Source organism: Octadecabacter arcticus 238 (genome assembly GCF_000155735.2).
GTDB lineage: Bacteria > Pseudomonadota > Alphaproteobacteria > Rhodobacterales > Rhodobacteraceae > Octadecabacter > Octadecabacter arcticus.
In genome coordinates, this window is the sequence record NC_020908.1 from 3,698,788 (window position 1) to 3,724,235 (window position 25,448).

Sequence of the window (25,448 nt, forward strand, 5' to 3'; positions counted from 1 at the left end):
ACTTGAGTCTAAGCTGTCCGTGTCTCATAGGTATAGCAATTGGGTGTCTGCGACGGTGTGTAGCGCATGTAATACGCCTCGCCCTCATAGGAATAATCCATACTGCGCAGGCCGGATGCATCTTGGGTGAAGGTCAGTCCATCAACACCGCCACGTGGTGGCCTGCTCGGCTCCATCCCTCTGCCGCCTACAGCGGGCGTCAACGGTGCAACACGGGGCAATTGTTCCATGTTTGCAACCCCACCCATCAAACATTGGACAATATAGGGGGCATCAGTCGACGTATGGTAGCGATAACCAAACCTACCATCGGGCTGTCCGTTGCAGTCGTCCAAAACAGCGGCGGCGATTGGTGTACCATCAGGATTGTTGTCGCCATAAATGGGGAAACCGTCATAGGCCCAGCCGATGATCGCGTCGTCGCCCGCATTTTTCATCTGTGCAATCATGCAGACCGGTTTGACGTGGTAGTGGTAATCATCACCCCGCCCCGCATGACCGCCACATACGTCAAGCTGCTGGGTTAACAACGTGTCGTTCTGCGCCTGATGATCGGACAGGTCTGCGATGCTCATCTCACCGCCGCCTGTATAGTCGTAGATCGGCACACCATTCACGGCGACACCCAGCGCGGCATCACGAGTCTGCGGCGTTGTACCAAGGACAGGTTGCAAAGGGATCGGCGCTGCATAGGCGTTGGCAGGCACCGGAATTTGTTCGTTCGTTCCCACAATGCCAGTCATCAAATCATGATCGGGATACGTGTACGAGGTCAGGACCGCCTGCCCGGACTCACACTCAACAGCGACCTCATCTGCAAATCCCGCCTCCGCAACCGAGGCTATAACCGCAGCGCAGTGCAGGTCGTCTTCATGTGCGACAGCACCCGTCGGTATAATCGCTGCCGAGCCGAGCACCAAGGCGAGTGATGCCGCCCCACAGACTGACAGTAGAAGGTTCTCTAATCGCAAAACAGATTTCCTAACTTAGGGGATCACACCCCAGCGGAGATGTGAGTGGTTTCAAACTGTATCTTTGTATTTGTACGTTTGGGCCTGCGGCTTCCGTCGTACCACCTTCAAACTTATTCCGGATGGACGCGGCGGGTCACTCTTTGAGGGGTGACCCACGAAGCAACACAGCTCTGGCTACGTAACTGTTCCGCGAAAGGCGAACGACGCCGGTGTTGAATTTGGTGCAGAACAACGGACCGGTTGCCAAAAGATCGCAGGATCTTACGGATCAAAATAGTCCGCATGCGCGGTTAAGACCGCGGCGATCGCATCATCAAGGCGCGACAAATGACGCACGCCAGCGGCCACAGCGCCGGCCGCATCGTGGGCTTTTTTGCGCTACACTGAAACCAGCTCCAACAGCTCGCTGCGCGTCACCTTTGAAGACGGTTGATCAAGCGTCACGCTGCCACGGTTCATGGCCACGAACCGATCACCGAGATCGAAGGCAAAATCGAAGTATTGTTCAACCAGCACAATCGCGATTTCGCCCTGTTCACGCAGTGTGGCGATCACATCGCCGATGTGTTTGATGATGTTGGGCTGGATGCCTTCGGTCGGCTCGTCCAGCAGTAGCACCTTTGGCTTGGCGATCAACGCACGAGCGATGGCCAGTTGCTGTTGCTGCCCACCCGATAAATCACCGCCGCGACGGTTCGACATTTCGCGCAACACGGGGAACAGATTATAGATGTGATCGGGAACCGTGTGCCCGCTACCCGCCAGACAGGCAAATCCGGTTTCAAGGTTTTCCGTGACGGTCATCATCGGAAACACTTCGCGGCCTTGCGGCACATAGCCGATGCCCGCCTTGGCCGCGTTGACGGGCGCGTTCGACCCGAGCGGTTTGGCGTCTACCGTGATCGTACCACTCGCAAACGGATGGCGCCCCGCGATGGCCTTAAGAAGGGAGGTCTTTCCCACACCGTTGGTGCCCATCACCGCCGTCACCTCACCGCGTTTTGCAGTCAGGCTGATCCCGTTCAAAATTTGGCTTTCGCCATATTTCAAGGTCAGATCATTGATTTCCAGCATCGCTATCGCCCCAGATAGACGTCGATGACGTCTTGATTTTTGGTGACATGATCAAGGCTGCCTTCGGCCAAAACTGCGCCTTCGTGCAGCACAGTCACCTTGCAATTCAAACGGCGCACAAATTCCATATCGTGTTCCACAACCACCACCGCGCGGGTTTTGGCGGCACGCACCAGCAGGTTGGTAGTGTGTTCGCGTTCAGCGGGCGTCATGCCAGCTGCTGGCTCGTCGACCAACAACAATCGCGGGTCTTGCGCCAGCAGCATCCCGATCTCAAGCCATTGCTTTTGCCCGTGCGACAATGCGCCCGACGCCTGGTCAAGCGCGTCTGTCAGGCCAATCTCATCGCTCACCTCGCGGATGCGTTCCTCACGATTGTCCGCGCGGCGCCCGAACAAAACATCAAACGGTCCGCGCGTGTTTTTCAGCGCCATTGCGATGTTTTCACGCACGCTTTGCGCCTCAAACACTGTGGGTTTCTGGAATTTGCGACCAATGCCAGCCTGTGCGATCTGGCTTTCAGACATGCCGAGCAACGACACCGACTTTTCGCCAAATATCACGCGACCTTCGTCCGGCTTGGTTTTACCGGTGACAATATCCATAAACGTGGTTTTGCCTGCACCATTCGGGCCAATAACCGCACGCAATTCAGGTTCCGCGATCTGGATCGACAGATTGTTAATCGCGCGAAAACCATCAAATGTGACAGACACGCCAGAGACTTCTAAAAGGGTCGTCATGATGGTTTCCCTTCGTCGTTACGCCATGCACCCTTGTCAGGTCCATAGTCTCCCTGCCGCTCCACCGCTGTCTCACGGACAAGCGCGTCGAATATCCCACCAACGCCTTTAGGAAAATACAGTGTGACCAAAACGAACGACACGCCAAGCAGCACAAGCCACCAGTCGGTCCATTTGATCTCATAAAATCCAAGGTTGATGTTGGGCGCCGATCCACCGGTGAACCACGACGACATCAGCGATACCAACGCCGCGCCAATCACCGCACCATACAGCCGCCCCCTCCCCCCAATAGCCACCCAGACCGCCAGATATATTGACGCGATGGGCGCGATCTCGGTGGGGTTGATGATGCCCGCTTGCGGGTAATACAGCGCCCCCGCAACGCCTGCGACCATGGCCGTCAGCGTAAAGATGAACAGTTTGTAATGTTCGACATGATAGCCCAAAAACCGCACGCGGGCTTCGTTGTCTCGGATCGCGCGGATGACCGATCCGAACTTGCCGGACACGACATAGGCGAACAAAACATAACCCATGCCCAGCGCCAGTGCGGATGCCCAAAAGAACCAAAGCGACACCACTGCTTGGCCGCGCGCCTCAAGTCCAGGGATGTTTTGTAGGCCCGACAGCCCGTTGTTGCCGCGCAATCCGGTGTCGTTCTGGAAGAAATACAGCGACAGGGCCAATGTCATGGCTTGCGTCAGGATCGACAGATAAACACCCGTGACGCGGCTGCGAAAGGCCAGCCAGCCGAACACCAGCGCCAAAAGGCCGGGGGCCAAAACCACGGCCAACAGTTGCAACGGCAAGCTGTGGGAAAACGCCCAGAGCGCGGGAAAGTCCGAACTGCCGACCACTCCAAAGATCTGACTGCCAATCGCGTCAGTTATTTCTTGCGGCGTCGGGGGCAATGCTGCGGACTCCAGCGACGTTGCCACGATCCCTTCGGTGCGCGCATACATCAACCACATGCCAATGGAGTAGCCACCGATCCCAAAGAACGCGAAATGCCCAAGGCTCAGGATGCCGCAATAGCCCCAGACCACGTCCATCGCGATGGCAACCAGACACAGGCACAGCGTTTTGCCCAACGTCTTGAGGAACGAGGTCGAGATCATATCGACCCCTGCAGCTTCGCTCATGAAGGTCACACCAAGGGTGAAGATCGCAAGACCCGCAAGGAACCACAACACCGACGGGTTTTGGGCGATGAACGATTTGCGCATGATCAATCCCCCGCCGCCCGAGCCTTGAGGGCGACGATGCCTTTAGGTCGGAACTGAATGAACAGGATCACAAACAAAATCATGTAGGTTTGCGCCGCCAGCGTGTTGGACGGATTGAAAAACTCGATCCCCTTTTGCGTAAACCCGATCAGGGAAGCGCCCGCGAGCGTCCCCCAAACGTTACCGACGCCGCCAACCACAACCGTCATGAACGATTGCACGATGTAATCTGCACCCATTTCGGACGTGACCTTGGCATACAGCCCAATCGCAACGCCAGCGATGCCCGCAATGCCCGATCCCAGCCCGAAGGTCAGCATGTTGATGCGGTCAGGGTTGATCCCCATGGACGCCGCCATGCCAGGGTTTTGCGTCACCGCGCGGACCTCAAGCCCAAGCCGTGTGCGTTTCAGGATATACAAGATAAGGCACAGAAACAGCAGTGCCAGCGCGAAAATCGCGATGCGGATTGTGCTGATCTGGACCACATCGTTCACCACCCATGCGCCTGCCAGCCAGTCGGGCGACGTCAGCGGGCGGGCCTGCGTGCCAAAGATGTTCTTGGCGAGCTGTTGTAGAACGATAGCGATACCGAACGTCGCCAATAATGTCTCAAGCGGACGGTGATAAAGGTGCCGGATCACCAGCCGCTCCATTGCCACCCCTGCCGCAAACGTGACGGCAAAGGCCATCGGCAGGGCAATGATGATCGACAGGGTGTAATCCGGCACGATCTGCTGCACCACATAGCCGGTGTAGGCACCCATCATGATGAATTCGCCATGCGCCATATTGATGACGCCCATGACCCCGAATGTGATCGCAAGACCAATCGCTGCCAAGAAATAGATCGACGCAAGCGACAGTGCATCCAACGTCAGATCAAGGGTTTTGCCCACATTAAGTTGCATTGCAATCGCGGCCTCAGCGTCTTCGGCGGCGGCGGTGATGTCGGTGTTCACTTCGGTGTAGGCGAGGTAGAATGTATGTGCATCAAGGGCCGACGCGCGGTCCTCGGGTGCGATAAATGGCGCAGCATCACCCCTTGTGACCAGCATGTCATAGGCCGCAATGCGGGCAGCGTCCGTGCCCAACGTCGACACATCAACGCCTGCCACTTGCCCGTCTTCGATTTGCGCGGTGAGTGTCGCAACAATATCGTCTGGCGTAACCGTCGCAGGCACGAGGTCTGCGTCGACCAACAACTGATAGGCCTCGACCTCATTCAGATCGTCCCCGATCTCCATGATTTGCGCCACGTTGGTGCCTTCGGGAATTGAAATGCCGACGAATTGCCGCGTCGTCAGGATTTGGCTGATCACGCCACGCACCTCAACGCTCAGGTCGCCAGACAAAAAATTAATCGCGGCGACGCGTTCTTGCATGCTGTCGCCGAATCGCGCTGTCAATTGGCGTTCCAACTGGACTTTCCGCGCAAGGATCGACGTATCCGGTTCACCGGGAATGGATTGGCGCAGCGGCACAAGCTGGTCCGCAGCCGGATCACGGCTAATCGCGTCAAGTGCTGCAATGCGGCGGGTCACATCGGCATCTGACAATTGAAATTGCACAAGGGCGGCGTTGATGACGCGGCGTACTCCTGCGTTGGGTCTGATTTGATCGAAACCGTCGTCATCGGCCACCGTGGTCTGTACGCCAGTGTCCAGATTGGTCAGAACCAACCCATCACCATCCTCAGCCGCGCTAAAGAAAATGCCATCGCTTAACCGCACCCAGATTGCCTTGTCGCGCCAATCCTCAAGAAACCTGGGCGAACCCTCTACCGGGGCCTCCGCAAGCGCCCTGACAACGACGTCAACCGTGCTTCGCGACGGGTTTGCGACGGCGTCGGCATTGTCTTGCAACAGGGATTGAAGGGATTGGGCATGGACCACAGGGGCTACAAAAATCAGGCAAAGGCAGACGAGCATGAGGCGCAGCATCACGGGTCTTCTTTCATAGGGATATCTCGGACGTCATTTGGAAGCGGGCAAGGCACACTGCCCCGCCCGCCAGCCGATGAGAAGCAGCTTAGTAGTTGGACGTCAGCTGCACACAAGTCTCGGTTTCGGTGTTGTACATCCCACAACCGAGGTCTTTCCAATCTGATGTCAGGACGGCGGATTCTGGGAGGAAATCCGTCCATGCATCGCCGGGAACCTCAGATGTCTGGCTGATGATATCAAACTGACCATCAGCAGTAATTTCACCGATCAAAACAGGCTTCGAAAGGTGGTGGTTGGGGAGCATGACGGCAGTGCCACCTGTCAGGTTCGGGAACTCCTGACCATACATTGCGGCGCGAACTGCATCGACCTCAACGGAACCCGCTTCAGTCGCGGCGTTGATCCACATGTTAAAGCCAATGTAGTGCGCCTCCATCGGATCATTGGTCACACGCATATCGTCGCCCGTGTAGGCCTGCCATCTTTCGATGAACGCGGCGTTGGCTTCGGTGTCTGCCGACATAAAGTAGTTCCATGCCGCCAGGTGACCGACCAATTCGGACGTATCGAAGCCTGACAGTTCTTCCTCACCTACAGAAAACGCAATAACGGGGATGTCATCCGCGGACACGCCAGCGGCCGCGAGCTCTTTGTAGAAACCGACGTTCGCATCACCATTGATGGTCGACACAACACCGACCTGATTGCCACCCGCACCCAAGGCCGCGACATCACTCACAATCGTCGCCCAGTCGGACTGACCGAACGGCGTGTAGTTGACGAAAATGTTCTCTGGCGCGATGCCTTTTTCGATCAGGTAGGCTTCCAGGATATTATTGGTGGTGCGAGGATAGACATAGTCCGTCCCCAAGAGCGCAAATTGCTCAACGCCCAGCTCTTCGAGAAAATAATCGACAGCCGGAATGGCCTGCTGGTTTGGTGCGGCACCGGTATAGAAAACGTTACGCGAGGATTCTTCGCCCTCGTATTGCACCGGATAGAACATCAAACCGTTTAATTCTTCGAGAACTGGCAGCGCGGACTTACGCGACACTGACGTCCAAGCACCGAAAATCACATCGACCTCTTCGACGGTCAGAAGTTCGCGGGTCTTTTCTGCAAACAGCGGCCAGTCGGACGCCGGATCAACGACAACGGCTTCAAGGTCACAACCCAACAGGCCGCCAGCTTCGTTTTGACCCTCAACGAGCATCTGCATCGTGTCAGCCAGCGTCGTCTCTGAGATCGCCATGGTGCCGGACAGAGAATGCAGCACACCAACTTTGATGGTGCAGTCTTGCGCGGCAGCCCCGGAACCCGCAGCAATCAGCGTGGTTACGGACAGTGTAGACAAAAGGTTTTTCGACAGTTTCAAGGATACGTCCCCCATTTATGTTCATCTGCGGGCCGCACCAAAATGCCGCCTATGCGTGGCGCAATCATTATGATATTGGAACTACCGCAGCTTATTGTTGCAGCCATGCGAGGGTTATTTTCTTCCACGATCACGCCCTCGCGTGGCACTCATCGCCTCGATCTTTAAGGCAAGGGTAACGTCAGCGCCCAGCGCCGTGTTTGCAACTGCAGCATTTATATTTGAGGTGGATGCGCTGGATATGCTTGCTTTAGCGCCATTTTAAATGCCGACTGCCTACTAATCAGGCATTAGACTCTCTGCGTCGGGTTATTTTAACGGTTCAATCAGTGAAGATCAGGCCTCAACCGCCCAACTGGGTGCGCATCGCCTGATAGATCACGGCCGTGGCCACGTTTGCGAGGTTGAGGGACCGCACAAGCGGATTGCGCATCGGCAAATGAAAGACGCGATCATCCATGCCATCCAAAACAGTCGCCGGCAGACCTTTGGATTCGCACCCGAAGACCAAATAAGCATCGTGTTGATAGTCGGGTGCGTAAACGCTCTGCGCGCCGTGTTCTTCAAAGAAATACAGACTGTCGCGCGGTGGCTTTCGATCATCCATAAAATCTTGCCAACTGTCATACTCGCTAAGCTGAACATGCTTCCAGTAATCCTGTCCAGCACGCCGCACAGCCTTTTCGTCAAGCGAAAACCCGTAAGGTCTGATCAAGATCAGCTCCAGTTCCAGCGCCACACAGGTCCGACCGATCGCGCCGGTATTGTACGGAATTTCAGGCGTCACCAAAACCAGTTTCATGCGCGGATCAGACATCGGATGTTCAGGCTTTCAAAAACACGGGCGCAGGATAAGCCCGTTATCCTATCCTGTTATCGTGATCAAAGGAGGCTTAACACCGCCTATTTCGACGTCCCATGTGCGAACAATCTGCGACTTAGCTGACATCGTCCGATCAAATAATCGCAACATCTCCAACGATGCCACAATCACGTCGCGCAAGACAGGACGCATTAACAATTTCAAATGCGCGGTCGCGATCCGGTTTAGAAACACCAAAGTTCAATGCAATCGGCCCACTTTGGTTATGCTCAGGACTCATAACCAAAATATGACGGTTGCGGCGAGAGCGATTGCGGAGAGGAAGACTGTTGGTGATCTGTCGTAGCGAGTTGCGACGCGGCGCCAATCTTTGAGCCTTCCGAACATTCTCTCGATACGGTTGCGTCGTTTGTAACGGCGCTTGTCGTACTTGACGGTCTTTTTGCGCGACTTGCGACCGGGGATGCAGGGCGTTGTGCCCTTGTCTACAAGGGTTTCACGGAACCAATCAGCATCGTACCCTCTGTCAGCGAGGAGCCAGTCAGCCTCAGGCAGATTATTCATCAAGGCGGCTGCACCAGGGTAATCACTGACTTGTCCTGCTGTGATGAAGAGGCGGATTGGTCGTCCGCTGGTGTCTGTGACAGCATGTAGCTTTGTATTCATACCGCCCTTGGTCAACCCGATCAGGCGTCCTCGCCCCCCTTTTTTAACCGCAGGCTGGCGGCCGTACGATGTGCTTTGAGGTAGGTGGCGTCGATTGAGATGGTTTTGTTGTCGGGGGCCTGCTCGGCCAGCCCCATCAAGATTTGGGCAAATATGCCCATATCACTCCAGCGCTTCCATCGATTATATAGCGTCTTCGGCGGTCCATACTCGGAAGGTGCATCACACCACCTTAAACCATTGCGATTGATGAAGATAATGCCACTCAAAACACGACGGTCATCCACACGAGCACGACCTCGGCTCTTTGGAGAGTACGGCCGGAGACGCTCCATCTGCGCCTCAGTCAGCCAATACAAATTGCTCATAATACCCCCCTACAATTGAAGACTATGAATCACCACAACGCGACAAACTCAATCAATTAATGGGTCCTGACCCTAGGACCAAACCGAAGGCGCATTACCAAGCGGCGACACCCGTTAGGGCCGGAATTTCGCTCCAAAAACCAACATCCGCTCCATCACATTTATCTAAAGATACCTCGTCGCACCCTAAGATAGTGCGCATTTAAGATGAGTGTGCCGTATACTTAAGAGTGTATTATTTAGTGGAGTAGTTCGATGTTCTTGACGATTTCGTGGGGATCCCACAAGGCTTGCCGTTTCGGTTTGAGCGATTTCATGTTTGACATTCATTCCAGAAATCGAGCTTGAAATGGATACTATACTCCCGCGCCTGAATTGACCTGAGGTTTTCCCCTCAAATCACTTTGTATTCCTTGAGCGATATGACGCGGAAGTTGTCGGTGACGGTGTCGCGGAACTCTGGCCATTTTTCTGGCAGGGTCTTGCGGAAGAAGTCGAAAATGGCCTCTGTGAATTGGTTGAACGTTGCATAGTGCCGATTGTGGGTGACCCATTTGTGCATAACACCCCAAAGACGCTCGATCGGGTTGAGGTGCGGGGCATATGCTGGCAAGAAATGCAACTTCACCCGACGTTCTGGGCTGTCCAGCCATGGCTGTAGTATCTTGGCATGATGATAGCGGGCATTGTCGACAAAGACGTGGATGGCCGTCTTGGTTTGGTTGTTGCGTTCCAACTTTTCCAGCATCTGTCGGGTTGTCTGGGCATTGATCTTCTCGCCTTCCACAAAGGTGAACTGGAAAGTCTCAAGGTCAAGCGCGCCCTGAATGTTGAGCCGCTTGCGCCCTGATGTCGCCTTCAGGGCCGTCTTTTGTCCCTTGGGGAACCAACCATGGGCGGGGCGGCTCTGGTGTTCGGGGTGGACAGCGTCCGAAAAGACAACCATCTCATCTGCGGCCAACCCGTTCATCAGGGCCTCATATTTGGCAATAAACGCAGCCTGCTTGGCTTCATCGGCCTGTGCAGGCAGCAATTGTGGTTTCTTATACGCGAACCCCAGGCGGCGCATCAGCTTGGCGGCTCCCGACGTGCTGTAGTTTTGGTCGCACTCGGCTAGAACATAGGCACAGACCTCATCGGCATTGCGGGCAGGCTGCGCGGTGAAATGGGCTCTCACCGCCTGCTCTTGCACGACGGACAAATGACCCTGACGCTGGCTGTAGTCCTTCAGACCGAAAAACGATAGTCCCGCACCGGCAAAGGCAAATCGCCACTCCGTCAAAACTGTCGGGCCAATATCCAAAATCCGGCAAACCGTTCCGGCGTCTTCTCCTGCGTCCAAAAGAAGAAACGCGCGCGCCCGTTTCCAAACAAGGGCGTCAACTTTGCGGCGGCGGCAAAGCGCTTCAAGTGCTATGCGCTGCTCGTCGGATAAGGAGACTGTTTTGTATTGCTTGCTCATAAACTCAAAATACAGACTGAACCGCCTTTGGCCATGCGACGAAGTGAATCGCAGGCCCAAAATCGTCAGGTCAATTCAGGCGCAGAAGTATACATGTAAGACTCTGACCGTTTCATACGGCGCCTTCTCGTTCACATTGGAAAAACTTTCCGACCCCGTTGAAGCGCTGAAATTGATCACGGACAATTTCAGAGATTTGGTCGCCGGTGATCGATATTTTGGGTCGGAGCCACGGACCCCAAATGATCAAGGGTTAGCCAAAACTGTCGAACGCGACACCGCGAACAGCGATGACGCTGTCGCACTCCATCCAGACTCTGAAACCACTTCTGTCAAATTACAGGCAGCGCAGGCGCGTTGCGCGGGATGCGTTCTTCTGGCGGATTGTCAGTATCAACGATGCGGTCCGGTCCCAACCCGATACCACCGTCACCGATGGCCAAAGACACCCCGTCCGCTGTGCCCAGCGTCGGATGGTGGCACGTCGCGCAGGCGATGTTCTGGTTGCCGGACAGGATTGCGTCGTAAAACAACAATTGACCCAAACGAACCTCTGCGGGGTTTGTGACTTCATAATCAGCGTCCACCGCCGCGTCCGGCAACACTTGTGCTGCCACAGGTCCTGCCAATGAAAACGCGATCAAACTTAGAACTGCACAGATTTTCCTCGTCGTCATACTTGATCCCCTCGCGCTGCCCTCCCATTGATGGGCGCAACGGCAGCGCGATGCAATCGCCAGATTAACGTCGGGAAGTATCGCCTAGACAGTCCCGCCGAGCGACCCTTCAAGCGTCGCCATCTCTTGGCCACCCGCCATCATATCCTGCAATTTTTCCGGCGTAATTTCGCCTTTCAACGCAGTGCCCAGCGTTTTGCCACGGTTCAGCACCGTGAACCGATCCCCCACCGCCATCGCATGGCGCACGTTGTGGGTGATAAACACAACCGCGATGCCCTGTTTGCGCACCTTGTCGATGGTCGCCAGAACATTCGCCGTCTGGCGCACGCCCAGCGCGGATGTCGGCTCATCCAAAATCAGCACTTTGGCGCCAAAATGCACCGCGCGGGCAATCGCAACAGTCTGACGTTCACCACCAGACAAGGTGCCAACCGCCTGATCGGGGCCGCGCAGATTGATGCCCATCTTGCGCATCTCGGCCATGGCAACGTCGTTGGCATAGTCATGATCAAACATCTTGATCGGTCCAAATTTTTTGATCGGCTCATTGCCCATAAAAAAGTTCCGGCTCACGCTCATCAATGGGATCATCCCGAGGTGCTGGTGCACCGTCGCAATCCCAGCGGTAATCGCATCGCGCGGGTTGGCGAAATTCATCGCCTTGCCCTCAAACACGATCTCGCCTTTTGTGGGTTTATGCACCCCCGACATGGTCTTGATGAACGTCGACTTTCCGGCGCCGTTGTCACCCAATAGGCAATGACATTCGCCTGCTTGGACATCGACAGACACCCCTGCCAGCGCAATCACGCTGCCAAAATGTTTTTCGATATTCTTCATCTGGATAATAGGATCAGACATATCAACGCTCCCCCGTGATGGTGCGACGAATATAGGTGTTCAGGATTACCGCCGCGAGAAGGATGACACCAAGGAACACCCGGAACAGGCTTGATTCGACGTTGGCAAAGAACAACCCCTGCTGCACGACACCAAAGATCAACGCGCCCAAGGCCGCGCCGATCACAGACCCATAACCACCCGTCAACAACGCGCCGCCGATGACGACCGCGATGATCGCCTCAAACTCTTTCAGGATGCCGCGATCCGCACCTGCGGACCCGAATTCCATCACCTGACAGACCGCAAAGACTGTGGCGCAAAAGGCTGTGAACATGAACATTCTGATCTTCACACTGTTTACGGGAACACCGGCATTGCGCGCTGCATCGGCGTCACCACCAGCGGCGTAAATCCAATTACCGAACCGCGTGCGGGTCAAAATAAAATGCCCGACAATCACCAGACCAAGCGCCCAGACAATCAGCATCGGTATGCCATTTACAACAGGTTCGCCCGCGCGATTACCGCGTTCAAAAACATTGATAATGCCCCTGTCGCCCAGCCATACAAAAATTGGCCCACCGATCTCGGCCCCGAAAATCGGTGCCAGCCAGTCGCCTTCAGCCGCCTCGCGGATGCCACCGATAATGGTTTTACGTTCCAGCGTCTGCGGAATGAAAATCGTAAATCCGCGCAGGATGAACAATGTCGCCAGCGTGACAATAAAACTAGGCAATCCAGTCTTCACCACGATGTAGCCATTCAACGCCCCGAACGCGACGCAGATCACAAAGGTGATCAGAATTGCTATCCACATCGGCCAACCCAACGTCACCCCGAAAATGGCGATCATCATCCCCGCAAAACCGATCATTGACCCGACGGACAAATCAAACTCGCCCGCGATCATCAAAAGACACGCACCCACTGCGATAATCATGAATTGCGCAGAGACCACGGACCAGTTCATCACGCCTTGTGAATTGAACATGCCGCTATCGAAAGCAAACAAACCAAAGAACACAAAAACCGCGACCGTACCAACCATGCCACCCAATTCAGGGCGCATCAGGGCTTGTCGAAACTTCGACGTTTCTTTGATTCTTTCGTCACCATTTGAGACGTCAGACATCGGGATTTCCTTTAGTCAGATTGAGAAAAATTGGATAAAAAAGGCGGCCACAGCGCTTGCCACGGCCGCCCATTTTTTTTCAGACGCTAAGTCTAGCGGTATTCGCCTGCGAACTTTTCTACCAACTCAAGGCCGTCAGCTGTCACAAAGCCCGGACCGGAGTTGATGTTGTTGCCTGGCAGAACGCCCAAGCGGTGGTAGTTGGCCATCACGACAACCGGCAGGTAGGCCTGCAGGAACGGCTGCTGGTCGATGCCCCATTCAATGGTGCCCGCCTTGATGCCCGCCACGATGTTTTCACCGAGGTCAAACGTGCCAAAGTAGATCGCGCCAGCCATGCCGTTTTCGTCCAGCGCCAGAAGCGTCGGATCAGCCGAGGTTGGCCCAAGCGTCAGGATCGCATCGGTTTCCGGATTGGCCGAAAGGTAGGCCATAACACGGTTCTTGACCTCGGACGGGTCTTGACCGGAATCGATCATCTGGTTGCCCAGTTCGATGCCCAGACCATCGGCGAAACCTTGGCAACGCTCAGTGGACGACGGGCTTGAGATGTAGTGGTTAACGCAAAGGAACGACCCAACGCCGTCACCGGATGCACGCAGACCAGCCGCAAAGCCAGCATCGTATTCAGGCTGACCAACATACATCAGCGCACCAACTTCACGTGCTTGCGCAGGCGAGCCGGAGTTCATGATGATCACATCAACACCGCTATCAACAGCAGCCCTGATTGGGCCACTTAGAACATCATAATCTGCCAGTGTCGTAATGATACCGTCTGGCTGGGATGCGGCCGCTTGTTCGATGATGCGGGCCATATCAGCCAAGTCACCTGTTGGCGGGTTGCGGTATTCAACGTTCACGTCCATCTGCTCACCCGCGAGGGCGATGCCGTTTTTGACAGTGTTCCACCAGCTGTCCGAATCAGGTGCGTGGCTGACCAGAATATAGGTCAAATCATCGCCGTGGCCGTCCGCAATCGCAGTGCTCGCCATAAATGGCGCCGCAAAGATCGCAGCCGTCGCAAAGAGCGTGGCTTTCGAAAATTTCATGTTTTCCTCCCAAGGAATTTCAATTCTGAAACGTAAAGGGGGTTCACACACCCCCTTCTGCACAGATTGAAGCATGAGTCGTTTCTTTTTGCAACCGGTTGCAAAAAGAAGTTACAAAGTTCAGGCTGCAATCCACGTGAAAGCTGGATAAACACGGTGGACCCGACTGCGGGACAGATTGCGAAAATGGACCAATAAACCAATGCCAATGATGACCAGACCCGTCACCCTGAAAGATGTCGCGAACCGAGCGGGCGTTTCGACCTCCGCCGTGTCGCGCGCCTTTACCGATGGCGCGTCCGTGTCTGAAAAAATGCGCCGCAAGGTTGAAAAGGCCGCGTCGGACTTGGGATACTCGCCCAACGCCTTGGCCTCGTCCCTGACCACGGGGCGCACCAAATTGATCGGGCTGGTGTCCAACAACTTTCACAACCCGATTTTTTTGCAAGTCTTCGATCTGTTCACCCGCAAACTTCAGGACAAGGGCCTGCGTCCGCTGCTGATGAACCTGAGTGATGAACAAGACGCGCTGACCTCCGTGCGCCGCTTAAAACAATATTCCGTCGACGGCGTCATCGTCGCGTCTTCTACCTTGCCGCCAGAATTCTCCAAGGCATTTCGCGACGCAGGCGTGCCCGTAGTCAACAGTTTTGGGCGCTTTTCAACCACACCGGACGTCCATGTTGTCGGCGTCGACAATTCCGAATGTGGTCGCATGGCGGCGCGCGAACTGGTGGCGCGCGGCTATGCCTCTGTTGGTTTTATGGGCGGTCCGGAAACCGCCACGTCGACGCAAGACCGCTTTCGCGGCTTCTCGCAAGAACTCGCCAAACACCCCGACGTCGCGCGGCGCCATTCATTTGCCAGTGATTATTCTTTCGACGCAGGCCGCGCTGAAATGCAGCGCCTCATCGCAGACAGCCCCCTCGCAGAGGCTTATTTTTGCGGCGACGACGTGCTGTCCATCGGCGCACTCTCCGCACTTGCGGACGCAGGCCTGAACGTGCCGCGCGACATCGGCATTATCGGGTTCAACGACATGGAAATGGCACGCTGGGAGAACATCAACCTGACCACAATCGGCCAGCCAATCGAACAGATCATCCATTCTTCCGTCGAACTGATCGTTGCGATGCTGGATGATCCCGACCGCTACCCCGAGGTCCGCTTGTTCCCGTGCAAAATGGTAGAACGGGGCACCCTGCGCCCCGCTCCATAGCCTTAACACCTTGTTAATAAACGATAACCTTACCCGCGGATAAGGTCACCTCAGATACGTTCATCTGAACAACGCGTCATCTAAACATAGGCGGCCTTGCGTCCACCCATTCACCATCCGCCTTGGCCGATGCCACTGCCTGATGCACCGCCGCCATGGATCGCAATCCGTCCTCAGCTGTCGGCAACCCGTCGCGGACCTCGCCACGGATCGAGGCGGCCAGATCAACGTAGATATTGGCCACCGCCAACGGGAATCCTTCGGGGTGCGCAATCGCGACACGCGACAGGCGCGATGCCTCATCCGACAGCCCGCCTTCGCCCTTTTCCATGATCTGCGTGCGCCCGCCAACGGGCGTGTAATAGACTTGGTTGGGCTGCTCGGACGCCCAACGCATGCCGCCGGTTTCACCAAACACCTGAATGTCGAACCCGTGCTGGCGACCAATCGCCACCGAACTTGTCCAAAGCCGCCCAACCGTGCCGCCCTCAAGCCGAAAGTTCACCATCGCGTCGTCTTCCAACGTGCGGCTGTCAATGGTCGACGCGAAATCCGCCGACAGCTTGCGCACGTGGTCGCCTGCGATAAACGAAGCCATGTGCAGCGCATGAATTCCGCAATCGGCAAATTGGCCAGACACACCCGCTATGGCCGGATCATAGCGCCACCTTACCCGCGGGTTATCCGCATCGCTCGCGTCACCGTGGTGTCCATGACTAAAGTTCGTCACAATCAAACGCACCTTGCCGACCTGCCCCGTATGCACGATCTCTCGCATTTCGCGCACCATCGGATAGGCGGAATAACAGTAGTTCACAGCACAAATTTTACCAGCTTTCGCGGCGACCTTCACGATCTCCTCGCCTTCTTCCACGCTCATCGTCATCGGCTTTTCGCACAGCACATTGAACCCACCCTCAAGGAAGGCCTTGGTGATCTCAAAATGCGTCGAGTTGGGAGTTGCGACGGTCACAAGATCGACGCGGTCGTCGCGCGCGGATTCCCCCGCCAACATCTCACGCCAATCGCCGTAAGCGCGGTCTGCATCCACGCCCAAAGACTGCGCGTAGGCGCGCCCCTTGCCGGCGTCGTGATCCAGCGCACCGGCAGCCAAAACAAAATTGCCATCAGCTTGCGCGCCCAACCGGTGCGCGGGGCCGATCTGGCTGCCTTCGCCGCCACCAATCATTCCCCAATTCAATCTCTTCATCAATGTTCTCCCGACTGGGGCTCCCCCCATGTTTCATCTTTATTCCAGACCAGGGCTCCGCCCGTCTTGGGCTAAAACGATCCAAAGGACCGTTTCTTTTCCGCCCGCGACACTCTCCCCGAAGGGCCGGTTGGCCTAAAACCCTATGCTTTGCAGGTATTCTCGGTTGGCTTTCGCGTCTTCCATCGGCGTCCCCGGCATGCTGGGATCACAGTCCTGTTCGACCGTGCACCAACCCTCGAACCCAGCGTCGATCAACACCTGACGCACGGCTGCAAAGTCCACATCGCCCTGTCCTAGATTGCAGAAAATCCCCTGCCCGCACGCGGTGTAAAAATCAGTGCGCTTGGCCACAACATCGGCCTTCACGACCGGATCAATATCCTTGAAATGCATGTAGCTGATGCGATCCATATGGCGCTTCATGAACGCCACCGGATCAAAGCCCGCGTAGGAATGGTGGCCCGTGTCGAAACATATTTTCAGGATGCTGTCATCGACCTCATCCAGAAGGCGTTCAAGTTCAGGCTCAAAATCCATGAACCCCGCCGCATGGGCGTGTATGCCAACCGTCAGCCCGTGATCGACACCGATCCTGGCGGTCTCGGCGATGCGGTCGCGGTAGGCGGTCCATTCCGCCTTGTCCATCTGTTCGGCCTCATTCACTCGGCCCGCCGTCGGGGCACGACGCGGTGAAATTGAGTCGATTAAAACCAGATGTTGCGCACCATGTGCTGCCAACGCCTTGCAGGTTCGCACGGTGCCATCCAGCACGTCGCCCCACGCATCAGGGTCATGATAGGGGCGAAACACCACGCCGCCGATTAGTTCGAGATCGTGTTCAGCCAGACCCTCTCCCAGCTCGACAGGGTCTTCGGGCATGAAGCCGACAGGCCCCAGTTCAATCCCCTTATATCCGGCGTCAGCGCATTGCTTCAGCACCGATTTCCACGTGGGATACGCAGGATCGGACGCGAATTCGATGCCCCAAGAACAGGGCGCATTGCCGATACGAATTGTCATATTTTTAGCCTTTCGGATGGATGTTCAGCCAGCTGCGCGTCTGCGCAGAGGCCAGTGCAGTATGGACAATACGGGCCACATCAAGCCCGTCGCGAAACGTTGGCCAAACTGGTTGGCCGCTGTGAATTGCATCCAGAAAATCGCGCGCTTCGATGATGATCTGGTCTTGATAGCCGGTGCCATGGCCGGGGCCTTGGCAAAACGGTTCATAATCAGGATGCGCAGGTCCAGTCAGTATTTTGCGAAAGCCGCGCTCGGCTTCATCATCGCTCATCTTATAAAGCCAAATCGCATTCTGGTCTTCTTGGTCAAACCTGATCGCGCCTTTGGTGCCCGTGATCTCATAGGCATAGCCCATTTTACGGCCCGTCGCGATGCGGCTGAAAAACATATGTCCCATAGTGCCATTCGCAAAGCGGCACATGATTTGGGCGTGATCATCATTCGTAACCTCCCCACCAGGGCGGGTCTTGTGAACGGTCTCTGCTTCGGCAATCAGGCTGTCAATCGGGCCGATCAGCGCCAAGGCCGCGTTGATCATATGCGGCGCAAGGTCGCCCATCGTGCCGTTCGCCATCCCATCCGTGCGCCACGTCGCCGGGGCCTTTGGATCGGCTAGAAAATCCTCGGTATGTTCACCACGAAACCACGTCACATCACCGATCACACCGTCCGAAATCAGCTTGCGGGCGAACTGCGATGCGGGCGTGCGGATGTAATTATAACCGACCATATTGGCGGTGCCGCTGCCTTCGGCGGCTGCGACCATCGCCTCAGCATCAGCCAGATCAGCGCCCATAGGCTTTTCACACAGGACCGGCTTGCCCAAAGCAAACGCGGCCTCTGCAATCTCGCGGTGGGTCAATTGTGGCGTCGCGATGACAATCGCCTCAACCTGCGGATCTTGCACCAACACGCGCCAATCATCCGTCGCACGCACAAACCCGAATGCGGCACGGTACCGTTCAGCCGATTCAGGCGTCGAGGCACAGATCATTTCCAATCGCGGGCGCAGCGCCGTGTCGAACACAGCGCCAACGGATGCCATGGCGACCGAATGGGCCTTGCCCATGTAGCCCCCACCCAAAATTCCGATGCCTATTTCTGTGCTTGGCTCTGTCACGACTGCTCCTTTTCTGAAAACCGGTTTGCAACCGGTTGCAAAACGGTTATCGTCTGAGTCTGAAACCTGCAAGTCGCAATCGATGTCACTAACTATTCTAGGGAACACACCACCATGACCGACGCAACCATCCGCCTGACCACGGCGCAAGCGATCATTCGCTATCTCGACAATCAATTCATTGAAATTGATGGCGAAGAATTGCGCGTTTGCGGCGGTGGGTTCGGCATTTTCGGCCACGGCAATGTCACCTGTCTGGGTGAAGCGCTGTATGGCGTGCAGGACACCCTGCCGCTGTATCGTGGGCAAAATGAACAAGGCATGGGGTTCGCGGCTGCGGCCTACGCCAAGCAATGGCTGCGCCAACGGTTCATGTTTTGCACGGCCTCCGCTGGCCCTGGCACGGCGAACCTGTTGACCAGCGCCGCGCTCGCTCATGCGAACCGTTTGCCCGCGTTGATGTTGTGCGGTGACACGTTCCTGACCCGCTTGCCAGATCCGGTATTGCAGCAGCTTGAACACTTCGGAAATCCGACATTGGGCGTGAATGATGCGTTCAAATCGGTCAGCCGTTATTGGGATCGCATCACCCATCCGGCGCAGATTATTCAATCGCTGCCGAACGCTTTGGCGACAATGCTGGACCCCGCCGATTGCGGGCCAGCCTTCATCGGTCTGCCGCAAGACGTGCAGGGTTGGGCCTTTGATTATCCCGAAGCGTTCTTTGCCAAACGCGTCCATAAAATTCGCCGCCAACGTCCCTGCGAGGACGAGATCGCAGCGGCGCGCGCAATTATCATGTCGGCCAAGCGTCCGGTGATTATCGCAGGCGGCGGCGTACAATATTCGCGGGCCGTGACGGAGCTGACCGCGCTGGCAGAGGAGTTCAATATCCCTGTGATTGAAACCATCGCGGGTCGCGCGAATATGTTGGCCGATCATCCGCTGAATATCGGGCCAGTTGGTGTAACCGGATCAGACAGCGCCAATGCAGTGGCGGCCAAGGCCGACGTGATTATCGCCGTCGGGACCCGCTTGCAGGACTTTACCACCGGATCGTGGACGGCGTTTGCCAAGGACGCCAAGATTGTCGGCGTCAACGTCGGGCGCCACGATGCGATGAAACACATGTCCGCACCCGTGGTCGGCGACGCCAAGGTCGCACTGACAGACCTGCAACGCGCGTTGAAATCATTTGCCGTGGACCCAACATGGACCGAATTTGCGCAATCCGAACGCGTCAAATGGGACGCCTATGTCGCCAAGAACGTGGCATCCGGCAACCGTGTAAACTCCTACGCGCAAGCCATCGGCGTGGTGAATGATATGTGCGACCCGCGTGACCGTGTGGTCGCGGCGGCGGGTGGTTTGCCTGCCGAAGTCACCGCCAACTGGCGCACCAAGGATATCGGCACCGTGGACGTTGAATTCGGCTTCTCGTGTATGGGCTATGAAATAGCCGGCGGCTGGGGCGCGCGCATCGCACAAAGCCAGCGCGAACCGGACAAGGACACGATCGTATTTTGCGGTGACGGGTCGTACATGCTGATGAACAGCGACATCTATTCGTCCGTCTTGACCCGCAAAAAACTGATCGTTCTTGTGCTGGACAACGGCGGTTTCGCCGTCATCAACAAGCTGCAAAACAACACCGGAAATGAGTCCTTCAATAACCTGATCGCGGACACACCGACGGCTGTTGATCCTTTCACCGTGGATTTCGAAGCGCACGCCGCGGCCATGGGTGCAAACGCTGAAACCGTCGCCAACCCAGCGGAACTGGCTGAGGCATTCAAGCGCGCCAAAGCAGCCGACAAAACCAGTGTCATCGTCATGAAGGTCGACCCTTACGAGGGCTGGACCACCGAGGGACACACCTGGTGGGAGGTCGGCACACCAGAAGTGTCCGACAGCGCATCCGTGATGGAAAAGCACGCCGAAATCGAAGCGACCCGCACCAAACAACGCCGCGGACTGTAAAAAGGGGCACCTGATGAAAAGCTACACTGCACAGACAGCCACGCCAGATGCGATCGTTGATGAACTTCTTAACGGCGATGGCGCGGTAAAGATCAGCGGCTTGTTCACACCCGAACAGATTGCCGATGCGCGGGCAATTATTATGGAACATTCTGAACAAGCGTCAGAAAAGGTCACGCATTTTCAGGGGGCTGCGGAACAGAGCGGCAAGATCGATCTGCAACGCCGCGTCTGGAACCTGCTTGCCAAGGGGGATGTTTTCTCGGATATGGCCGCACATCCGGTCTTGATGGATATCCTGCGCAAATTTCTTGGCACCGAATTTATCATGGGGTCCATCGCCGCGAACCGCATCTTGCCCGGCGGGCCAGGGCAGGAACCGCATGTGGATTACCCATACTGGGACTATCACAAGCCGGAATCGCACCCCATCGGGTTCAACTGCTCCTTCCCGATGAACGCACAAGTGTCCGTCATTCTTGATCCGTTTACCGTTGAAAGCGGCGCAACTGGTTACATGCCCGGAAGCCAGAAAGAATTGCGTTACCCAACCGCAGAGGACAAGTTTTATGACACCTGCTCCCAGATGATTGGCGAACCGGGCGATGTGGTGCTGTTTTATGGCGTCACGTGGCACTGCGCGATGCCCAACAAATCTGACCACGACCGCAATGCTGTCCTGATCCAGTACTTACCCAAATGGGTGAAGCCGATGGAAGACATGCCTGCAGCGTTGCCGCAATCGTTCATTGACGCTGCAAGCCCAGATATCCGTCAACTTTTGGGCCTGAATTACCCCTATCCTGAGGTCTTGGACGCTGCCAAAGCTGGCAACACGGAGGGTCGTAAATGAACGCCATCGACGGCATCAAAGCGGGGCGGTTCATTGTTGTGGGGCGGGTCGGAATGGACCTGTCACCAACCCATCAAGCGCGCATCGAAGACGCCGCTGAAATGACTGTGGCCATGGGCGGGTCATCCGCCAATATCGCCGCTGGCTTGGTCAAACTCGGCTTGTCGGCGGATTTGCTGACCTGCGTGTCTGATGACGCTGTCGGGCGTTACTGCTTGACCCAATTGGATAACTACGGTGTTGGTCGCAGCCATGTGCGCACCATTCAAGGCGAAGAGCGCACATCGCTCGCCGTGTATGAAACCCGCGTGGAAGACCACCAATCGGTGATCTATCGCAACAACGCTGCTGATTTCCAGATAACGGTGGCGGACGTTGAAGGCGTGGATTACAGTCAGTTTTCCGCCCTGATCACGGCTGGGACGGTGTTTGCCGCAGACCCGTCCCGCGAGGCGGCGTTTCGCGCGTTTGAACTTGCCAAGGCCGCGGGCATCCCGATCATTTTCGATGTCGATTATCGCCCTTATTCATGGCCCTCTGCGGCTGTTGCCGCCGACGTATTGTCGCGTGCAGGGGCGCTGTCGGACGTGATCGTCGGCAACGACGAAGAATTTGGCTTCATGGCGGGCCACATCGACAAAGGACTGGACAAAGCCCGCGAACTGGCCACGACCAGCGCGCAAATTGTCGTCTACAAGATGGGCCAGAACGGGGCCGTCACCTTTGCCGATGGGGTCGAAATCCCCACCGGCATCTACCCCGTCGATGCAATCAAACCGACAGGCGCGGGCGACAGTTTTATGGCTGGCTTTCTGGCGGCGCTGGCGCAAGGACGCCCCATGCGCGACGCCATCCTGCGCGGCTCTGCCTGTGCGTCAATCGTCGTCGCACAACCTGGCTGCGCCCCCGCAATGCCTGATACCGACCAACTTGAAATGTTCCTCCTCGACCATCCCGGACACACCTGATTAAGGACGACGCAATGCACATCGCCCCCCATGACAACCAAAATAAACCAATCGTTGATGCAGATGATCCAACGGTGCCGCTGAACTATTTCAACATCGTAAAGTTGAAGAGCGGTGAGGCGTTTGAATACCAAGTGCCCGGCTATGAAACCTGCATCGTACCAGCCACCGGCACCGTGCATGTGGACGTCGAAGGTGTGCACTTCGCCTCCTTAGGCAATCGCGGCACAGACGTTTGGGACGGAGAGCCCGAAGGAGTCTATGCGCCCGTCGGTGCCAAGGTCACGATTGTGACCGGGAACGACACTGAGGTCTTCATCGCAGGGGCGCGCTACGACAAAGTTCTCGACCCGTTCGATGTCCGCGTTGGCGGCATCGACAAAGTGCAATACGGGTCCGACGACACGAAAACCCACCGTAAAATCAAACACATCCTTGGCCAACAGCAGCACGACAAGGTTGGCCGTCTGCTCGTGTCGGAACTGTTCACCGTCGGTCAAGGCGGCTGGTCAGGATTTCCCGCCCACAAGCACGACACAGACCGCAAAGACGACGCAGGCAACATCATTGAGACCCGCCACGACGAGACATATAATTTCCGCTTTCGCCCAAATCACGGGTCGGGCGTGCAGATCTTACAGCGGACCGAAGGCGAGACAGGCGATGCCTATCAACTGATGGATCGGTCAACCATTTGCATCGACAACGGCTATCACCCCTGCGCCGTCATGCCGGGATATGAGATGTATTATTTCACCATTTTGGGCGGACTATCACAGCGCAGTCTGGTGCAGTTTTTCCAACCAACCCATGCCTATCAGGTCGAAACCATTCCCGGCATCAAAGACATGGTGGCGAAGTTTAAATGACTCTGGCAACGCTTAGGGATGTGCTCCAGCCCGCGATGACGGGCGGCTACGCTGTCGCCGGTCTGGTTACACTTGGCTGGGAAGATATGCGCGCCTACGTCGCCGCTGCAGAGGCTGAGAACTGTCCGGTGATCTTGCAGGCTGGACCGGGATGTCGTGAACACACACCGCTGCCGATCTTGGGCAAGATGATGCGCCACTTGGCCGAACGCGCATCGGTGCCCGTTGTCGCACATTTGGACCACGGATATACATTTGAAGAGTGCCGCGAGGCGCTAGAGTCTGGTTTCACATCGCTTATGTTTGACGGATCGCGCAAACCGTTGCAGCAAAACATCGACGAAACCGCAGCGATTGCTGAAATGGCCCATGCAGCGGGCATTTCGTGTGAAGGTGAGATTGGCTTTGTCGGCTATTCCGGTGGTGAAAATTCGGCCGGAACCGACCCCGCAGAGGCGGCACAATTTGCCGCCGAAACCGGCGTCGATGCCATGGCGATTTCCGTCGGCAACGTTCATTTGCAAACCGACAAGGATGGTGGCCTCGATGAGCCGCAAATCCGCGCGATTGAAGCCGTCACAGATATTCCCTTGGTCATTCACGGCGGATCAGGGGTCCCGATTGCGCAACGCACTTCCCTCGCGCGCGGATCAAATGTGTGCAAATTTAACATTGGAACTGAATTACGAATGGCTTTCGGTGCTGCATTGCGTGCGTCGGTGAACAGTAACGCAGATCGCTTTGATCGCGTGCAAATCCTCAAAGACACGCATGACCCGCTGGTCACTGCAACCCGCGGCGTGCTGCGGGCATTTATGGCAAAGGACAACTGATATGGTGCGGATCGGAATTTTGGGCTGCGGACGGATCGGGCAAGTCCACGCAGGCACGCTGCGCAATATGGACAGCGCGACGGTCGTGGCTGTGTCGGATTTCATGCCCGCGGCGGCCGAACGCTTGGCAAAAATATGCAACGCAGATGTGCGCACGACGGATGACATCATCAACAGCACCGACATCGACGCGGTGATCATCGGCACGCCGACAGACACGCATTTCGACATTATCCAAGCGGCGGCCAAGGCTGGCAAAGCGATCTTTTGCGAAAAGCCTGTCGATATGTCGGCGGACAACATCCGCAAGCTAATCTCGGTTGTGACATCATCGGGCGTCGCATTCTTCACCGCGTTCAACCGCCGTTTTGACCCCAACTTTGCCAATGTGCAAAAGTGCATCGTTGCGGGTGAAATCGGAAGCGTTGAGATCGTTACGATCCTGTCGCGCGACCCCTCCCCACCACCAATCAGCTACATCAAATCATCGGGCGGAATTTTTCGCGATATGATGATCCACGACTTTGACATGGCGCGTTTCCTGCTCGGGGAGGACCCGATCAGCGTGTTTGCAGTTGGATCAGCCTTGGTCGATCCAGCAATCGGAGAGGCCGGCGATGTCGACACCGCTGCCGTGACCCTGACCACGGCGTCAGGCAAAATTTGCCAGATCAGCAACTCACGCCGCGCCACCTATGGGTATGATCAGCGCATCGAGGTACATGGGTCTGGCGGCATGTTAAGGGCGGCAAATGTGTTGGAAAACACCGTGGATGTGGCAACAGCAGAGGGATTCCGCGCAGCCCCAACGATGAACTTTTTCCTGGAACGCTACGAGGCCGCCTACCGCATCGAAATGCAGACTTTCGTGGCCCATCTGGGCGACAAATCCATCGCCATTCCAGGCATTGAAGACGGGCTTCGTGCACAAGTCATGGCAGACGGCGCTGCAAAATCACTGGAAACCGGTCTGCCTGTCAGCCTTGACTTCTAACCTACCGAT

23 protein-coding genes are annotated in these 25,448 nt (G+C 56.2%); 7 read left to right on the top strand and 16 right to left on the bottom strand.

What is annotated here, in order from left to right; translation table 11 throughout:
- Window positions 1–8: 8 nt before the first annotated feature.
- The 13 genes from OA238_RS19090 to OA238_RS19155 form a co-directional block, all read right to left on the bottom strand.
- A complete protein-coding gene (locus OA238_RS19090; RefSeq protein WP_015496446.1) occupies window positions 9–971 on the bottom strand; it encodes a YHYH protein in 963 nt (320 codons plus the stop codon).
- Window positions 972–1,352: 381 nt separating this feature from the next.
- Window positions 1,353–2,048 (bottom strand): urea ABC transporter ATP-binding subunit UrtE, encoded by a 696-nt coding sequence (gene urtE / locus OA238_RS19095; RefSeq protein ID WP_015496447.1) that lies wholly within the window; start codon window positions 2,046–2,048, stop codon window positions 1,353–1,355.
- A gap of 2 nt (window positions 2,049–2,050) precedes the next feature.
- On the bottom strand, window positions 2,051–2,791 hold the full coding sequence (gene urtD / locus OA238_RS19100) for an urea ABC transporter ATP-binding protein UrtD (RefSeq protein ID WP_015496448.1): 741 nt from the start codon (window positions 2,789–2,791) through the stop codon (window positions 2,051–2,053).
- A complete protein-coding gene (gene urtC / locus OA238_RS19105) occupies window positions 2,788–4,020 on the bottom strand; it encodes an urea ABC transporter permease subunit UrtC (RefSeq protein WP_015496449.1) in 1,233 nt (410 codons plus the stop codon). The genes urtD and urtC overlap by 4 nt, the downstream gene beginning before the upstream one ends.
- A 2-nt stretch (window positions 4,021–4,022) precedes the next feature.
- Window positions 4,023–5,963 carry an urea ABC transporter permease subunit UrtB gene (gene urtB, locus OA238_RS19110; RefSeq protein WP_044037194.1) on the bottom strand — a complete coding sequence of 647 codons (1,941 nt, stop codon included), beginning with the start codon at window positions 5,961–5,963 and terminating at the stop codon, window positions 4,023–4,025.
- Between the two features lie 88 nt (window positions 5,964–6,051).
- Entirely contained in the window at window positions 6,052–7,356 is a 1,305-nt protein-coding gene (gene urtA / locus OA238_RS19115; protein WP_015496451.1) for an urea ABC transporter substrate-binding protein, read from the bottom strand.
- 328 nt (window positions 7,357–7,684) lie between these two features.
- Window positions 7,685–8,158 (bottom strand): tRNA (cytidine(34)-2'-O)-methyltransferase, encoded by a 474-nt coding sequence (locus OA238_RS19120; RefSeq protein ID WP_015496452.1) that lies wholly within the window; start codon window positions 8,156–8,158, stop codon window positions 7,685–7,687.
- A gap of 282 nt (window positions 8,159–8,440) precedes the next feature.
- Window positions 8,441–9,198, bottom strand: a protein-coding gene (locus OA238_RS30545; RefSeq protein WP_085982775.1) for an IS5 family transposase whose coding sequence is annotated in 2 segments (ribosomal slippage) — window positions 8,441–8,877 and window positions 8,877–9,198 — 759 coding nt in all. Because the reading frame shifts where the segments join, the coding sequence is not laid out codon by codon here.
- Between the two features lie 394 nt (window positions 9,199–9,592).
- A complete protein-coding gene (locus tag OA238_RS19135) occupies window positions 9,593–10,660 on the bottom strand; it encodes an IS630 family transposase (protein WP_015493922.1) in 1,068 nt (355 codons plus the stop codon).
- 332 nt (window positions 10,661–10,992) lie between these two features.
- The gene (locus tag OA238_RS19140) at window positions 10,993–11,337 is read right to left on the bottom strand and encodes a cytochrome c peroxidase (protein ID WP_044037198.1); all 345 of its coding nucleotides are present in this window, start codon (window positions 11,335–11,337) and stop codon (window positions 10,993–10,995) included.
- Between the two features lie 84 nt (window positions 11,338–11,421).
- On the bottom strand, window positions 11,422–12,201 hold the full coding sequence (locus tag OA238_RS19145) for an ATP-binding cassette domain-containing protein (protein WP_015496455.1): 780 nt from the start codon (window positions 12,199–12,201) through the stop codon (window positions 11,422–11,424).
- Window position 12,202: 1 nt separating this feature from the next.
- A complete protein-coding gene (locus OA238_RS19150; RefSeq protein WP_015496456.1) occupies window positions 12,203–13,315 on the bottom strand; it encodes an ABC transporter permease in 1,113 nt (370 codons plus the stop codon).
- A gap of 92 nt (window positions 13,316–13,407) precedes the next feature.
- Window positions 13,408–14,367, bottom strand: coding sequence for a sugar ABC transporter substrate-binding protein (locus OA238_RS19155; protein ID WP_015496457.1), 960 nt, complete (start codon window positions 14,365–14,367; stop codon window positions 13,408–13,410).
- A 202-nt stretch (window positions 14,368–14,569) separates the two neighbouring features.
- Here OA238_RS19155 and OA238_RS19160 point away from each other — a divergent pair, with 202 nt between their 5' ends.
- Complete coding sequence (locus OA238_RS19160; RefSeq protein ID WP_245581351.1) at window positions 14,570–15,586, top strand: LacI family DNA-binding transcriptional regulator; 1,017 nt, start codon at window positions 14,570–14,572, stop codon at window positions 15,584–15,586.
- Between the two features lie 76 nt (window positions 15,587–15,662).
- On the opposite strand, the gene OA238_RS19165 is transcribed toward OA238_RS19160, so the two are convergent.
- The 3 genes from OA238_RS19165 to OA238_RS19175 all read right to left on the bottom strand — a co-directional run bounded on the left by OA238_RS19165 (window position 15,663) and on the right by OA238_RS19175 (window position 18,891).
- The gene (locus OA238_RS19165; RefSeq protein ID WP_015496459.1) at window positions 15,663–16,796 is read right to left on the bottom strand and encodes a Gfo/Idh/MocA family protein; all 1,134 of its coding nucleotides are present in this window, start codon (window positions 16,794–16,796) and stop codon (window positions 15,663–15,665) included.
- A 135-nt stretch (window positions 16,797–16,931) separates the two neighbouring features.
- Window positions 16,932–17,819, bottom strand: a complete 888-nt coding sequence (locus OA238_RS19170) for a sugar phosphate isomerase/epimerase family protein (RefSeq protein WP_015496460.1) — start codon at window positions 17,817–17,819, stop codon at window positions 16,932–16,934.
- Window positions 17,820–17,823: 4 nt separating this feature from the next.
- Window positions 17,824–18,891 (bottom strand): Gfo/Idh/MocA family protein, encoded by a 1,068-nt coding sequence (locus OA238_RS19175; RefSeq protein WP_194293664.1) that lies wholly within the window; start codon window positions 18,889–18,891, stop codon window positions 17,824–17,826.
- Window positions 18,892–19,056: 165 nt separating this feature from the next.
- Between OA238_RS19175 and iolD the strand changes: the two genes are divergently transcribed.
- From iolD to iolG, 6 genes are read left to right on the top strand one after another with little or no spacing between them, the layout of a single operon-like run.
- Complete coding sequence (gene iolD, locus OA238_RS19180; protein WP_015496462.1) at window positions 19,057–20,922, top strand: 3D-(3,5/4)-trihydroxycyclohexane-1,2-dione acylhydrolase (decyclizing); 1,866 nt, start codon at window positions 19,057–19,059, stop codon at window positions 20,920–20,922.
- Between the two features lie 13 nt (window positions 20,923–20,935).
- Window positions 20,936–21,775 carry a phytanoyl-CoA dioxygenase family protein gene (locus OA238_RS19185; protein ID WP_015496463.1) on the top strand — a complete coding sequence of 280 codons (840 nt, stop codon included), beginning with the start codon at window positions 20,936–20,938 and terminating at the stop codon, window positions 21,773–21,775.
- Window positions 21,772–22,743, top strand: coding sequence for a 5-dehydro-2-deoxygluconokinase (iolC, locus tag OA238_RS19190; protein ID WP_015496464.1), 972 nt, complete (start codon window positions 21,772–21,774; stop codon window positions 22,741–22,743). Before OA238_RS19185 ends, iolC begins: the two co-directional genes overlap by 4 nt.
- 14 nt (window positions 22,744–22,757) lie before the next feature.
- Window positions 22,758–23,612, top strand: a complete 855-nt coding sequence (locus OA238_RS19195; protein WP_015496465.1) for a 5-deoxy-glucuronate isomerase — start codon at window positions 22,758–22,760, stop codon at window positions 23,610–23,612.
- Window positions 23,609–24,445: a class II fructose-bisphosphate aldolase gene (locus OA238_RS19200; protein WP_015496466.1), complete on the top strand. Its 837-nt coding sequence runs from the start codon at window positions 23,609–23,611 to the stop codon at window positions 24,443–24,445. Before OA238_RS19195 ends, OA238_RS19200 begins: the two co-directional genes overlap by 4 nt.
- Before the next feature lies 1 nt (window position 24,446).
- On the top strand, window positions 24,447–25,439 hold the full coding sequence (gene iolG / locus OA238_RS19205; protein ID WP_015496467.1) for an inositol 2-dehydrogenase: 993 nt from the start codon (window positions 24,447–24,449) through the stop codon (window positions 25,437–25,439).
- The last annotated feature ends 9 nt before the right edge of the window (window positions 25,440–25,448 follow it).

Bases quoted from the DNA above. Each gene is read 5' to 3' on its own strand.
- urtE (WP_015496447.1), bottom strand. From the start codon at position 2,048: ATGCTGGAAATCAATGATCTGACCTTGAAATATGGCGAAAGCCAAATT.
- urtD (WP_015496448.1), bottom strand. From the start codon at position 2,791: ATGACGACCCTTTTAGAAGTCTCTGGCGTGTCTGTCACATTTGATGGT.
- urtC (WP_015496449.1), bottom strand. From the start codon at position 4,020: ATGCGCAAATCGTTCATCGCCCAAAACCCGTCGGTGTTGTGGTTCCTT.
- urtB (WP_044037194.1), bottom strand. From the start codon at position 5,963: ATGCTGCGCCTCATGCTCGTCTGCCTTTGCCTGATTTTTGTAGCCCCT.
- urtA (WP_015496451.1), bottom strand. From the start codon at position 7,356: ATGGGGGACGTATCCTTGAAACTGTCGAAAAACCTTTTGTCTACACTG.
- OA238_RS19120 (WP_015496452.1), bottom strand. From the start codon at position 8,158: ATGTCTGATCCGCGCATGAAACTGGTTTTGGTGACGCCTGAAATTCCG.
- OA238_RS19135 (WP_015493922.1), bottom strand. From the start codon at position 10,660: ATGAGCAAGCAATACAAAACAGTCTCCTTATCCGACGAGCAGCGCATA.
- OA238_RS19140 (WP_044037198.1), bottom strand. From the start codon at position 11,337: ATGACGACGAGGAAAATCTGTGCAGTTCTAAGTTTGATCGCGTTTTCA.
- OA238_RS19145 (WP_015496455.1), bottom strand. From the start codon at position 12,201: ATGTCTGATCCTATTATCCAGATGAAGAATATCGAAAAACATTTTGGC.
- OA238_RS19150 (WP_015496456.1), bottom strand. From the start codon at position 13,315: ATGTCTGACGTCTCAAATGGTGACGAAAGAATCAAAGAAACGTCGAAG.
- OA238_RS19155 (WP_015496457.1), bottom strand. From the start codon at position 14,367: ATGAAATTTTCGAAAGCCACGCTCTTTGCGACGGCTGCGATCTTTGCG.
- OA238_RS19160 (WP_245581351.1), top strand. From the start codon at position 14,570: ATGCCAATGATGACCAGACCCGTCACCCTGAAAGATGTCGCGAACCGA.
- OA238_RS19165 (WP_015496459.1), bottom strand. From the start codon at position 16,796: ATGAAGAGATTGAATTGGGGAATGATTGGTGGCGGCGAAGGCAGCCAG.
- OA238_RS19170 (WP_015496460.1), bottom strand. From the start codon at position 17,819: ATGACAATTCGTATCGGCAATGCGCCCTGTTCTTGGGGCATCGAATTC.
- OA238_RS19175 (WP_194293664.1), bottom strand. From the start codon at position 18,891: ATGGGCAAGGCCCATTCGGTCGCCATGGCATCCGTTGGCGCTGTGTTC.
- iolD (WP_015496462.1), top strand. From the start codon at position 19,057: ATGACCGACGCAACCATCCGCCTGACCACGGCGCAAGCGATCATTCGC.
- OA238_RS19185 (WP_015496463.1), top strand. From the start codon at position 20,936: ATGAAAAGCTACACTGCACAGACAGCCACGCCAGATGCGATCGTTGAT.
- iolC (WP_015496464.1), top strand. From the start codon at position 21,772: ATGAACGCCATCGACGGCATCAAAGCGGGGCGGTTCATTGTTGTGGGG.
- OA238_RS19195 (WP_015496465.1), top strand. From the start codon at position 22,758: ATGCACATCGCCCCCCATGACAACCAAAATAAACCAATCGTTGATGCA.
- OA238_RS19200 (WP_015496466.1), top strand. From the start codon at position 23,609: ATGACTCTGGCAACGCTTAGGGATGTGCTCCAGCCCGCGATGACGGGC.
- iolG (WP_015496467.1), top strand. From the start codon at position 24,447: ATGGTGCGGATCGGAATTTTGGGCTGCGGACGGATCGGGCAAGTCCAC.